Raw genomic sequence first — 12,657 nt, 5'->3', positions numbered from 1 at the left:
ATGAGTAACCTACCGCTGGAAGGCATTCTGGTCGTCGCCCTGGAACAGGCGGTGGCGGCCCCCTACTGTTCCTCCCGCCTTGCCGACGCCGGTGCGCGCGTCATCAAGATCGAGCGGCCGGAGGGCGACTTCGCCCGCAACTACGACCACGTCGCGCACGGCGAGAGCGCCTATTTCGTCTGGCTCAACCGGGGCAAGGAATCGCTCGTCCTGGATATCAAGGACGGCGGGGACGCCGCGCTGCTGCACCGGATCGTGGCCCGTGCCGACGTGTTCATCCAGAACCTCGCCCCCGGCGCCGCCGAACGCGCCGGCTTCGGCTCGGCGACCCTGCGCGAGCGCCACCCGCGCTTGATCACCGTGGACATCAGCGGCTATGGCGAGGACGGCCCCTACCGCGACATGAAGGCCTACGACCTGCTGGTGCAGAGCGAGACCGGCCTCGCCTCCATCACCGGCGCGCCGGAGGCTCCGGGCCGCGTCGGCGTATCGGTCGCCGACATCGCTTGCGGCATGTACGCCCACACCGCCGTGCTCCAGGCCCTGTTCGAGCGGGAGCACACCGGCCAGGGGCGCGGCGTCGCCGTCTCCCTGTTCGATTGCATCGCCGACTGGATGACCGTGCCGCTGCTGCACCAGGATTATGGCGGCAAGGCGCCGGAGCGGGTCGGGCTGAACCACCCGTCCATCGCCCCCTACGGCGCCTTCGCGCTGGCCGACGGGCACACGGTCGTCATCTCCATCCAGAACGAGCGGGAGTGGCGGACCTTCTGCGCCGAGGTGCTGGAGCAGCCGGATCTGGCGACCGATCCGCGCTTCGTCACCGTCGCCCTGCGCGTCGCCAACCGGCCGGCGCTGGACGCGGCGGTCGGAGCTTTCTTCGCCACGCTCGACCGCGCGCAGGCGACCGAGCGGCTGCGCCGGGCGCGCATCGCCTTCGGGTCGCTGAACAGCGTCGCCGACCTGTCGGAGCACAGCCAGCTTCGCCGCATCACCACCGACACGCCGACCGGCCCGGTCACGGGCGTGGCCCCGCCGCCGCGCTGGGCCGGCGAAACCTTCCACCCCCGCCCGGTGCCCGCCGTCGGCCAGCACACCGAGGCCCTGCGCAGGGAGTTCGCTCCATGAGTTTCGAGCATCTGAAGGACTGGATCGGTCGCGCGGAGGAGCATCTGGACGTCGCCACCGCCGCCCCCCTGACCGGCCTTGCCGCCACGCTCGACCACCTCGACCCGCCCTGGCGCGCGGGCGAGGTCCCGCCGCTCGGCCACTGGCTCTATTTCCTGCCCAGGGCTCCGCAGCGGGAGATCGCGGAGGACGGGCACCCGCACCGGGGCGACTTCCTGCCGCCGGTTCCCCTGCCCCGCCGCATGTGGGCCGGCGGGCAACTGGAGTTCGCCGCACCGATCCGCACCGGGGAGGCACTGCGCCGCCGCTCCAGCATCGCCGACGTGACGCACAAGTCCGGCCGCTCCGGCGACATGGTGTTCGTCAAGGTGGTGCACGAAATCCTGAACGAGGCCGGCCTCGCCGTGCGTGAGGTGCACGACATCGTCTACCGCGAAGCGCCAAAGCCGGGCGAAACCCCGCCCCCGTCCGAACCCGCCCCCGAGGCGATCTGGTCACGCCCGATCACCCCGGATCCGGTCCTGCTGTTCCGCTTCTCCGCTTTGACCTTCAACGGCCACCGCATTCATTACGACCGCAAGTATTGCGAGGAGGTGGAGGGCTATCCCGGCCTGATCGTGCATGGGCCGTTGACGGCGACCCTGCTGGTGGACTTGTTCCTGCGCGAGAATCCCGGTGCGCGGGTCGCCGCCTTCCGCTTCCGCGCGCGCCGTCCGCTGTTCGACGTGCACCCCCTCACGCTTTGCGGCTCCCCGCAGGGAAAGGGTGCCGCGCTCTGGGCGCTCGATCACACCGGGCAGGTCGCCATGACCGCCGAGCTGGAGGCCGTCTGATGCGCCGCCGCAGTTGGCTGTTCACCCCGGCGACCAAACCCGACCGCTTCGACCGCGCTGCCGAGGCTGGGGCCGACGTGCTGATCCTCGATCTGGAGGACGCCGTCGCCCCCGCCGATAAGGCATCCGCCCGCAAAACGGCACTCGACTGGCTGAGCGGTCCCGGCGACGGCAGCATCACGCGCGTTTTGCGCATCAACGCTCCCGGCACCCTCGCCGGTCTGGAAGACCTGCAAGCCCTGCTCCGTTCCGACGCGCGGCCGGACCTGATCCTGGTGCCGAAGACGGACTCCGCCGACACCCTGCGGCTGATCGACGAGTTATTGACTGAAGCGGGCAAAACCACGCGCCTCGTTGCCCTGATCGAAAGCGCGCGCGGCATCGCCAACGTGGAGACCATCGCGCAAGCCACGCCCCGGCTCGACGCGTTGTTCTTCGGCGCGGCGGATCTGGCCGCCGACCTGGGCGCGGAGGTCGCGTGGGAACCCCTGCTGGCTGCGCGGTCGCGGGTGGTGAACGCGGCGGCGCTCGCCGGCATCGCCGCCATCGACTCTCCCTTCTTCGCGCTCGGCGACGAGGCGGGCTTGCGCGCCGAAACCCATGCGGCGGTTCGCCTGGGCTTCAGCGCCAAGGCCGCCATCCACCCCCGCCAGATCGCCGCGATCAACGAGGTGCTGACCCCCACCCCGGAGCAGGTGGCCGAAGCGCGCTTGATCCTGGCGGAGAACACCAAGGGCGTCGGCGTGGTCGGCGGCCGCATGATCGACGAGGCCATCGCCCGAAAGGCCCGCCGGGTCCTTGCCGCCGCCGGTGAAGCAATGGCCCCTGAAGCAATGGTGGTGCAAGCCGGAACAAGGGGATAAACTGCGCCGCCCGGCATTCAGGATGGAGGGCTGCCATGAATCACATCGCCCCCAAGACCGACGACGGCATCAACACCGTGACCGAGATGTGGGCCCGCTTGCGGACGGAGGCCGTCGCGGTCATCGCGAAGGAACCGTGGCTGCGCCCCTTCATCGACGCGGCGGTCCTGTCGCACGCCAACTTCGCCTGCGCATTGGGAGGCCTTCTCGCGCGCAAGCTCGGCGATTCCTACATCTCCGCCGACCAGCTCGCCGACCTCGCCCACACGGTCACGGCCGACGACCCGGCGGTGGTGGAACTGGCCTGCTCCGACCTCCAGGCCATCTGGACGCGCGACCCGGCGGCGGACAGCGTGCTGACGCCCTTCCTTTACTACAAGGGCTTCCACGCCCTGGAATGGCACCGCATCGGCCACTGGCTGTGGCGGCACGAGCGCCAGGATCTCGCGCATTTCCTGCAAAGCCGCGTGTCCGAGGTGTTCGCGGTGGACATCCACCCGGCCGTCCCGGTCGGGCGAGGCGTCTTCATCGATCACGGCACCGGCGTGGTGATCGGCGAGACGGCGGTGGTCGGCAACGACGTGTCGATCCTTCAGGAGGTCACGCTCGGCGGCACCGGCAAGGAGCACGGCGACCGCCACCCGAAGGTGCGCGACGGCGTCCTGTTGTCGGCCGGCGCGAAGGTGCTGGGCAACATCGAGATCGGCGCCCGCGCCAAGGTCGGCGCCGGCAGTGTCGTTCTGAAGGACGTTCCGCCCTGCGCCACCGTGGCCGGTGTCCCGGCGCAGATCGTCGGCTGGTGTCGCGACACCATCCCGGCCCTGGCCATGGACCAGACCCTGCCCGAGCCCGAGTATCACATCTGACCCATCCCCTTACGGGGCGAGCCAGCTCACCAGCCACGTTTCGAACCCACGCGCGGCGGCGTCTTCGGCGAGGCGTCCGGCGGTGGCCGCGTCCACCTGCGGGCCGAGTGTCACCGTCATCCAGCCAGCGGGATCCGGCGGATCCGGGACGACGATCATCGGCTGGTAGCCCTTCGCCGCCGCCTCCGCGTACAGGCGGCCGGCGTTCGCCTCCACCAGGAAGCGACCGACCGCGACCGAGTACACTAGCGGCGGCCCCGGCGGGTCCTTGGGAGCATCCTTGGGGGGAGCATCCTTGGGCGGCGTGTCCTTGGCGTCGGCGGGGGGTGGAGGCGCGCCCGCCTGCCGCAGCAGCTTGCCGCGCAGAACCGAGGCCGGCTCGCTCGACGGCGGCGCACCGAAACCGAAGCCCTTGACCTTCACCGGCACGATGGCGGGCGCCTCCGCCGCCGGTTCGGCCGCTCCCGTCTTGGCCGGAGTCTCTGCGGGAGCCGGAGTGGTCGGCGGAGCGTCGCCGCCCGACGCTCCACCCTGCGCGGGTACCGGCTGGGCAGCGGGCGGAGGAGCCTCCTGCGCCGAAGCGACCTCAGCCACAGCGGCAGCCGGCACAGGCGCGTTCATGTTCACGCCGACGACGAGGCCCAGCAGGAAGGTCAGCGTGCCGAACAGAAGCGTCCCGCCGAGGACGATGGGCAGGGAGCCGCGCGGAACGGCCACCTCAAGGCCCTTTTGCCGGGGGTGCTGCCGACGCGGCTGGCGCCGTGCCCGCCGGTTTCGCCGCGACGGGGGCCGTCGCGCGCTCGACCTTCGGCGCTTCCGCTTTTGCCGGCGCGGCCTTCGCCGCTTCCACCTTCACCGGTTCGCGCTTGGCGGATTCGGTCTTCGCCGGTTCCCCCCTCGCTTCGACCCTCGTGGGTTCGGCCTTCGTGGGTGCGGTCGCGGACCGCCGGTCGTTGAACATGCCGCGTTGCAGGCCGACACCGCCCATCTGCAGCTTCTGCCAGGGAACGAAGGCGTCCTCGGGCAACTGCGCCTGCTTGCGGAAGGCGGCGATGGGCTGGTACGTGCCCGAATAATTGCTCCACCAGTCCAGCTTGCCGCTGTCGAAGCGCACCGTGCCGGCGTACAGCACCGGCCGGCCGCCGGCCAGCCCGGCATGACCGCTCTTGGACGACACGAAGGTGTGCGCGTCGTTGCGCGTGGTCCCCTGGACCCGCACGAAGTTGTAGGTGCCGTTCGGCTTCACGCGCACGCCCCGGTCGGCGACCTGCAACAGGAACTCGTTCCCCTGAACGGACACCAGCTCGTCCCCGGCGCTCGTCCGCTCCGCCTTCCCGGAACGCAGCGCGCCGAAACTGGCATGGCGCTGCACGACCTGACACTGCACAGCCCTGCCCGGCATGGCGGCTCCCGGTGCCGGCTGCGGCGGGCGGCCGGGCCATTGGGTCGGCGGCGGGGTAAAGCGCTTGGGCGGGGCGGACATGGTCGATTGCGCGGTCGGTCGGCCTGCGGTCGGGGGTTCCCGTCACTATAGCGCAACCGGTGAGCGCCGCAACCACGGCGCGCCGATCACGCCTGAACGCTCAAGCCTGAATCTGGACCTGACCAGCGAAGTTGATGCTGATGACGCCGCCCCAGTTGCACATGCATTTGCAGCTGTCGTTCAGCGCCGGCATGTTGCCGATCAGCACCTGCGGCACGCCGGGCATCCAGGGCGCGGCGGTGACCGGAATGCAGGGCATTGGGGTCAGCACGCCCAGGGCCGCCGCCGTGGCCGCCGCCACCATCGGGTTGGCTGGGCTCTGGCACATGCCGAAGGGCAGGATGTTCATCATGGGCTTGTTGTCCATGATGTTCGCCGCCGGCGGCCCGCCGCCCAGCACGCGGTTGGCGGGCAGCACCAGGAGGCTGCTGGGCGCCACGCCGAAGCTGCACTGCGTCATCGCCCCCGCCACCACCAGAAAGCCCATGAGCGCTCTCCCTTATTTTCCGCGCAACCGTGCCAGCAAACCCTTCTTGCCGGGCGCGTCCGAATCGTCGAACCGCTGCGGCCCTTCCACCGGAACGCCTGCCGCGAAGACCGTCCGTTCGCTCGGGCTTCCGCCGGGGTGGAACTCCACCGTTTCCCCGTCAAGCAGGTCGTTTCGGTAGGACGCGCTGCGACGCACCGTCCCGTCCGCCCGGTATTCGACCATCGGACCGTCCAGCCGGTCGTCCTTGTATTCGGCGGTCATCAGCGGCTTGCCGTCCGGCCCGAAGCACTCCATCAGTCCGTGGCGCCGCCCGCCCGCGTAGCGCACCACCGACACCAGCCGCCCGGCCGCGTCGAAGCTGCGCATCTCGCCCTCCAGCACCCCGGCGGCGTAGGTCATTTCCGTCTGCGGCTTGCCGTTGTGGAAGACGGTCGAGGTGCCCTCCGGCACGCCCGCGCGATAGGTCATGCGCATCTGCACCGCCCCGTCCGGCCCATAGGCGGTGAAGGGGCCGTCCAGCGCCCCGTCCGGCCCCAGCGTGGCCGTGGACAGCAGCCGCCCGTCGTCGGCCCGCGTCTCCACGACCGTATGTCCTTCCCCGATGTCCGCAGGAGTGTCCGTGGTGGCGTCCATATCCATCAGTTCAGTTTGACCAGACCGCCCTTCACCTCGGTCATGCCGCCGCCGTCGATGCTGGCTTGGGCGCTGCCCTTCACGGTGACGGTCGCGCCGCCCTGCAAGGTCGCGCCCACGTCGGCTTTCACCGTGGCGTTCAGGCCCTGGACCATGGCGTCGGCGGTTGCCTTGGCGGTGATTCCGGCGGAGGATTTCAGGTTCATGTCGCTGGTGGACTGCACCGTCATGCCGGAGCCCGCCTTGATGGTGACGGAGCCGCCGGCCTCGATGGTGATGTTGCCGTCCACCTTCAGCGTGAAGTCGCCGGCCACCTTGTGGGTGAAGGCGTCCTTGTTGGTGTGGGTTTCCGCGCCCGTCACCGTCAGGTCACGCGTGCCCTTCACCGAATGGGTCTCGTTGCCCTTGGCGATCTCGGAGGTGCGGTTGCCCTCCGTGATGGTCAGCGTGTCGTTGCCCTTGCTGATGGTGACCGACCGGTTGCCCTTGTTCAGGGTCAGCGTGTCGTCGGCGGCGTCCACGGTCGTCGTCCGGCTGTTCTTGATCAGGACGTTCATGTCCTTCTGCGCCTGGACGTAGATCTCCTCCGAATCCGCCTTGTCCTCGAAGCGGATTTCGTTGAAGCCGGCGCCTCCGGTCGAGCTGTTGGTCTTGATCGTGCTCTTGGTCTGGTCGTCGCTCAGCGTGTAGGGCACGGTGTTGGTGCCGTTGTAGACGCAGCCCGTCACCAGCGGCTGGTCCGGGTTTCCTTCCAGGAAGCTGACGACCACCTCCATCCCGATGCGCGGCAGGAAGAAGGCGCCCCAGCTCTTGCCCGCCCAGCCCTGCGCCACCCGCACCCAGCAGGAGCTGTTTTCGTCGCTCGTCCCCACCTGATCCCAGTGGAACTGCACTTTGATGCGGCCGTACTGGTCGGTGTAGATCTCCTGCCCCGACTTGCCGACCACCGTCGCGGTCTGTGTCCCCGGAATGCGCGGCACCGGCGTGACGCGCGGCGGGCGAAAGGTGGTGTCCGACGGCAGCGCCGCGAAGCGGTTGGTGTATTCGCGGAAGGTCGCGCTGTGGCTGACCGTGTGCAGCACCCAGGCGGCGTTGAGGTCGGCGCGCGGGTGGCCCGACAGCGTGAACTTCTGCCCCGCCGTGAAGGCGCGCACGACGCTGCCCCCGGTCAGCCGCTTGGCCCCGGCCTGGAGTTCCGCCACGCGTACTTTTGCGATGCCGTCGCCCTGGTCCTTGGTGGTGTAGTTGCCGGGATACTCGTAGACCTGCGGCGCGCCGGATTTTCCGGTGACCGTGGCCTTCAGCTGGGTCGCGGGCGTGGTGAAATTGTAGTCGTCGGCCTGATAGCACCCGCTGGTCACCGCCTGTTCCAGCGCGCAGTCGGTGACGTGCAGCCCGTCCACCCAGTCCTTCCCCACCGGGAGCGGCAGATAGGGCACCGTGGACGTACCGGAAATGTCGGCGAAGGCCGAGGCGTCGTCCCCCAGCACCAGCGTGTGCTTCCCCGCCTCGTGCGTGAAGAAGTAGAAGATGCCCTCGTCCTCCATCAGGCGCAGGACGAAATTCAGGCTGCTTTCCCCATACTGCACGCAGTAATCGCGCGTCGTGTAGGTGGCGGTGGTCGAATCCTTGAAGTCGGTGTAGCCCAGGTCCTGGAAGACCTGCTTGATGATCTCCACCGCCGTCTTGGTCTGGAAGATGCGGTGGTCGGTGGTCAGACCCAGCATCCACAGCCAGGGGCGCAGTTCCGCCACATAGGCACTGGCTGTCTGCACCACGCGGGTGCACATCCCGTCCACGATGCGCGTTCCACCGTCGCCGGTCAGCGTCACGGTCAAATGCTGGCCGACCAGCTGCGACAGGTCGAGATCCTGCGCGCCGGTGGCCGATTGCATGACCAGGGTGAATTCGAACAGGCCCGACACATGCTCGGTCCCGCTGAACTCCAGCAGGATCAGGCTGTCCTTGCCGAGCGGGGTGCTGACCGAGAGCGAGGCCTTGTCCTGGGTCGTTGCCTTATCGCTCACGAAGGGCGCTCATGGTCAGTTCATGCGGATGGCGGGAGCCCCAAAGGTGTAACGCAAGCCCCCCGCCCCGTCGAGGTCCACATGCACCAGATCGACCGGCACGCCGTCGGCCAGCCGGTCCAGCACGCCCGCCGACAGGTCGGGCAGCAGTGTGTTGGTCAGCAGATGGTCGATGGCCCTGGCGCCCGCGTCGGTCGCCGTGCAGCGCCTGGCGATGTGCGCGACCACCGCGTCGTCGTAGGTCAGCTCCGCCCCGTGCGCCTCGGCCACGCGGGCCTGCACGCGGGCGAGCTTCAGCCGGACGATGGCGTGGATCTGCTCGTCAAGCAGCGGCCGGTAGGGCACCACCACCATGCGGCCGAGCAGCGCCGGCTTGAAGTGGCGCACCAGCTCCGGTCGGATCGCTTCGGCAAGGCGGTCGGCGTCCAGAGCCGGGGCCGGCACGGGGCCGGACCGGTCGGCCAGCCGCGCGATGGTGTCCGTTCCCAGATTGGACGTCAGCAGGATGATGGTGTTCTTGAAGTCCACCACCACACCCTCGCTGTCCTCCAGCGTGCCCTTGTCGAAGACCTGATAAAACAGCTCCAGCACGTCGGGGTGGGCCTTTTCCACCTCGTCCAGCAGGACCACCGAATAGGGCGCGCGGCGCACCGCCTCGGTCAGCACGCCGCCCTTGCCGAAGCCGACGTAGCCCGGCGGTGCGCCCTTCAGGCCGGAGACGGAGTGCGCCTCCTGATATTCCGACATGTTGATGGTGATCAGGCTGCGTTCCCCGCCGAACAGCAGGTCGGCCAGCGTCAGCGCGGTTTCCGTCTTGCCGACGCCGCTCGGGCCGACCAGCAGGAAGACGCCCGTCGGCTTGCCCGGCTCGCCCAGCCCGGCAAAATAGGTGCGGATGCGCCGGGACACCGCGTCGAGCGCCGCGTCCTGCCCGACGACCCGCTCGCCCATGCGCTCGCGCAAGGACCGCACCGCCTGAACATTGTCGGTCAGCATGCGGCCCACCGGGATGCCCGTCCAGCCCGACACGACCGCGGCCACGGCGCGATGGTCCACCGCCACGGGCACCATCGGCGCATCGGCCTCCTGCACCTGTTCCAGCTCCAGCCGCAGCCCGTCCAGCTCCGACCGGGCCTGGAGGTAGGCGGCGCCGGACAGCCGCTCCAGAACCTCCTCCAGCGCGCGGATGCGTTCGACCACCTCGGCCTCCTGGCGCCAGCGGGATTCCAGCCGGTGCCGCTCCTCCTCGATGGCATCGCGCTGGTCGGCGAGCCGTTCCATGCGCTCCGTATGGTCCCTTCCAGCCGCGCTTTCCCGCGCCAGCAACGCGATTTCAGCCTCCAGGTCGGCGCTCCGGCGCTCCGCCCCCTGGAGTTCCGGCGGTGGGCCGCTCTGCGCCAGGGCGACCCGCGCGCAGGCGGTGTCCAGCACGCCGATGGCCTTGTCCGGCAACTGGCGGTCGCTGATATAACGGTGCGACAGGCGCACGGCGTCGGCCACCGCCTCGTCCAGGATGCGCACGCCGTGGTGGGCTTCCAGCTTCGGCACGAGGCCGCGCAGCATGGCGATGGCGGTGGATTCGTCCGGCTCCTCCACCTTCACCACCTGGAAGCGGCGGGCGAGCGCCGGATCCTTTTCGAAATAGCGCTTGTACTCGCCCCAGGTCGTGGCGGCGATGGTGCGCAGCTCGCCGCGCGCCAGGGCGGGTTTCAGCAGGTTCGCCGCGTCCCCCTGCCCCGCTGCACCGCCGGCCCCGACCAGCGTGTGCGCCTCGTCGATGAACAGAATGACGGGTTTGGGCGAGGCCGCGACCTCCTCGATCACCTGCTTCAGGCGGTTCTCGAACTCCCCCTTCACGCCGGCCCCGGCCTGGAGCAGCCCCAGATCGAGGATGCGCACCGACACGCCTTGCAGAGGCGGCGGCACGGTCCCATCGGCGACCCGCTGGGCGAAGCCTTCGACCACCGCCGTCTTGCCGACGCCAGGGTCGCCGGTCAGGATCGGGTTGTTCTGGCGGCGACGCATCAGGATGTCGATGACCTGCCGAATCTCGCCGTCGCGCCCGACGATGGGGTCGGTTTTCCCGGCGCGCGCCTGCGCCGTCAGGTCGATGGTGTAGGAATCCAGCCCCGGCGTCTTCGTCGGCGCCACCCCGCCCGCCATCGGCGCTGCGGCAGCCCCTCCGGCCGGCGCTCTCGCGTCCTCCGCCCCGCCGCGCAGCAGGTCCGGCAAGTCCTCAGCCAGCCGGCCGCGCGGGATGCGGGCCAGCAGGGGAGCTGCCTCCAGCACCAACCCGCGCAGCGCGTCGTCCTCCAGCAGCGCCGCCAGGATCGCACCGGAGCGGATGGCCGCCCCACCCAGCCGCAGCGACGACACCACCCAGGCGCGCTCCAGCAGACGCAGAAGATGTTCGGAGAAGGCCGGCGTCTGCACGTTGCCGCGCGGCAGCCGTTCCAGCGCGCGGGTCAGGTCGGCCGACAGCGCCCCCGCATCGACCCCATAATGCCGCAGCAGCCGCGCCACGTCGCCCTCCGGCATGGCCGCGAGCCTCAGCAACAGATGCTGCACCTCGACGGCGAAATGCGTCTGGGTCAGGCACAGTTGCGCCGCCGTCTCAAGCGCCCGCTTGGCCGTGGGGTTCAGCTTGTCGATGAGGGGCTTCAGGGAGGACATGAGCAATGAACCGGTTGGCTTTTTCTGGCTTTGGTCGGCCTGCCGGAGCAGACTCTAGGTCGAACTGCCTGACATGATCGTGAGGCGATATTTACCTGGCTTTCCCATCATCATTTTTAACCGCATCTTCTAGGTAATTCATAATTATTCTATCAAATTCATCCCAATGCTTCTTCTTTGGCTCTATTCTTTGCATTTGATAAGCAAGCTTGATAAGATACCTGTATCCACCAACCATTTCTATCCGTACCTTTTTTCTCTTAGACTTTTCCAGAAGCATACTATCTATTTCAATGGCCAGAGACTTTTCCGGATGATCTGTCCCGTATTCGGTGCGGGTCGAGCCATTTGGTGTATCCTTCTTTTTCGTTCTGCCTCCATAAGTGTAGCTGTCCTCCCTGTGGTGCTCTCCGGAAACGAATATTACTAAACCTTGCTTCTTAATTTCACTCGCCGATAGCCCATCAACCCAATCGACGTCTTTTTTCTGATTGGAAGAATCCGCGTTCATATGGTCGCGGTTCGTCAAATGCCTCCTTCCCCACGGCCCTATTTGCTTCTGCGCATGCGCATACTCGGTGACGTCCCACTTTTTAGCGGAGTCGTCTTCGGTGCGATCAGATCGGTAACGAGACTTCCCACCTATTATCTTTTGTCCACCTGAGGCATGCTGTTTTCCAGCATTTTTGAACCGGATGAACTGATCGACGGTCATCTCAACGGGACCATTGTTTGACACGGGCAGTCTTGTCCTGTCATGATCAAAATGAACCCTACCTTCCACAACCGTAACATAGACCTTATCGGTAGAAATTCCATTACTAAGGTTGGGCGTCAGGTTTTGATTAATCTGCTGATTCTGATTAAGGTTTTGGGTCGGAATATTCAGCTGAGTCTGGCCAGACTGCTGACTCGAACTGGCAATTGAGAGCGGCTTATGGAACTTTCTTTTTTTGGTGGTGGATTGGGGCGTGCTGCTTGCTGAATTTTGATTGATCTGCTGATTCTGATTAAGGTTTTGGGTCGGAATAGTCAGCTGAGTCTGGCCGGACTGCTGACTCGAACTGGCGGTTGAAAGCGGCTTGTGGAACTTTCTTTTTTTGGTGGTGGATTGGGGCGTGCTGCTTGCTGAAGTCTGCGTGTTCTGATTCGCCGAGTGCCGATTAATCCTTCTCTTCGTCAACTGTACGACACTGCTCGGATCGACGGCTGGCCGCGCCGACGGAGCCGCAGCATTTGAAGGTGCCTGCGTAAATCCTCGATGGCTGCTGATCTGAGATTGGTGACCGGCGGGCCCTAGATGATCGGGCCACCCCACACGGTGTGGAGCCGCTCCCCTCGCCGCCACACCGGCAGCAGCTTTTTGCTGGATTGACCGATTGGCGTCGGCAAAACGGGTGGGGGGCGGCGGAACCGCTGTGTTGTTGCCCGCATGTCCGCCCGCATGTCCGATGGCCTTGGACGGTTGCGCCACCGACTGGGCCTTCGCTGTCCTGCAGGCCGGCAGGGCAGCCGGGACCAAAGAAACAGCTTGCGTAGCGGGTGGCGGCGGAAATGCTCCGTGACCCGCGCGTTGAACAACGGATGGAAACGGCTGAGGCACCGCCGGCCTCGGGGGCGGAGGAACCGAAGGTCGCGATTGCGGTATTGCCGCTCCAGGC

At 67.5% G+C, this 12,657-nt stretch carries 11 protein-coding genes; 4 read left to right on the top strand and 7 right to left on the bottom strand.

Annotated features, from left to right (window positions below):
• The 4 genes from J2852_RS10580 to cysE are packed head-to-tail and all read left to right on the top strand — an operon-like array spanning nucleotide 1 to nucleotide 3,690.
• Nucleotides 1–1,128: a CaiB/BaiF CoA transferase family protein gene (locus J2852_RS10580; RefSeq protein ID WP_209875040.1), complete on the top strand. Its 1,128-nt coding sequence runs from the start codon at nucleotides 1–3 to the stop codon at nucleotides 1,126–1,128.
• Nucleotides 1,125–1,961, top strand: coding sequence for an HTD2 family dehydratase (locus J2852_RS10575; RefSeq protein WP_209875037.1), 837 nt, complete (start codon nucleotides 1,125–1,127; stop codon nucleotides 1,959–1,961). Before J2852_RS10580 ends, J2852_RS10575 begins: the two co-directional genes overlap by 4 nt.
• Entirely contained in the window at nucleotides 1,961–2,824 is an 864-nt protein-coding gene (ripC, locus tag J2852_RS10570; protein ID WP_209875035.1) for an itaconate degradation C-C-lyase RipC, read from the top strand. The genes J2852_RS10575 and ripC overlap by 1 nt, the downstream gene beginning before the upstream one ends.
• A 35-nt stretch (nucleotides 2,825–2,859) precedes the next feature.
• Entirely contained in the window at nucleotides 2,860–3,690 is an 831-nt protein-coding gene (cysE, locus tag J2852_RS10565; protein WP_209875033.1) for a serine O-acetyltransferase, read from the top strand.
• 9 nt (nucleotides 3,691–3,699) lie between these two features.
• Here the strand turns inward: cysE and J2852_RS10560 are convergent, their stop codons facing one another.
• The 7 genes from J2852_RS10560 to J2852_RS10530 all read right to left on the bottom strand — a co-directional run bounded on the left by J2852_RS10560 (nucleotide 3,700) and on the right by J2852_RS10530 (nucleotide 12,470).
• Nucleotides 3,700–4,407: an SPOR domain-containing protein gene (locus J2852_RS10560; protein ID WP_209875031.1), complete on the bottom strand. Its 708-nt coding sequence runs from the start codon at nucleotides 4,405–4,407 to the stop codon at nucleotides 3,700–3,702.
• 1 nt (nucleotide 4,408) lies between these two features.
• Nucleotides 4,409–5,092 (bottom strand): hypothetical protein, encoded by a 684-nt coding sequence (locus J2852_RS10555; RefSeq protein ID WP_209875028.1) that lies wholly within the window; start codon nucleotides 5,090–5,092, stop codon nucleotides 4,409–4,411.
• A gap of 181 nt (nucleotides 5,093–5,273) precedes the next feature.
• Nucleotides 5,274–5,660, bottom strand: coding sequence for a DUF4280 domain-containing protein (locus J2852_RS10550; protein WP_209875027.1), 387 nt, complete (start codon nucleotides 5,658–5,660; stop codon nucleotides 5,274–5,276).
• Between the two features lie 12 nt (nucleotides 5,661–5,672).
• Entirely contained in the window at nucleotides 5,673–6,296 is a 624-nt protein-coding gene (locus tag J2852_RS10545; protein WP_209875025.1) for a toxin-antitoxin system YwqK family antitoxin, read from the bottom strand.
• 5 nt (nucleotides 6,297–6,301) lie between these two features.
• A complete protein-coding gene (locus J2852_RS10540) occupies nucleotides 6,302–8,323 on the bottom strand; it encodes a type VI secretion system Vgr family protein (protein ID WP_209875023.1) in 2,022 nt (673 codons plus the stop codon).
• A gap of 15 nt (nucleotides 8,324–8,338) precedes the next feature.
• A complete protein-coding gene (gene tssH, locus J2852_RS10535; RefSeq protein WP_246499475.1) occupies nucleotides 8,339–10,996 on the bottom strand; it encodes a type VI secretion system ATPase TssH in 2,658 nt (885 codons plus the stop codon).
• Nucleotides 10,997–11,087: 91 nt separating this feature from the next.
• Nucleotides 11,088–12,470, bottom strand: coding sequence for a hypothetical protein (locus J2852_RS10530; protein WP_209875019.1), 1,383 nt, complete (start codon nucleotides 12,468–12,470; stop codon nucleotides 11,088–11,090).
• Nucleotides 12,471–12,657 lie beyond the last annotated feature (187 nt).

It is taken from the genome of Azospirillum soli, from assembly GCF_017876165.1.
Classification (GTDB): domain Bacteria; phylum Pseudomonadota; class Alphaproteobacteria; order Azospirillales; family Azospirillaceae; genus Azospirillum; species Azospirillum soli.
The sequence above is the reverse complement of the archived record's forward strand: the minus strand, read 5'-3'. Positions and strand labels throughout refer to the sequence as shown.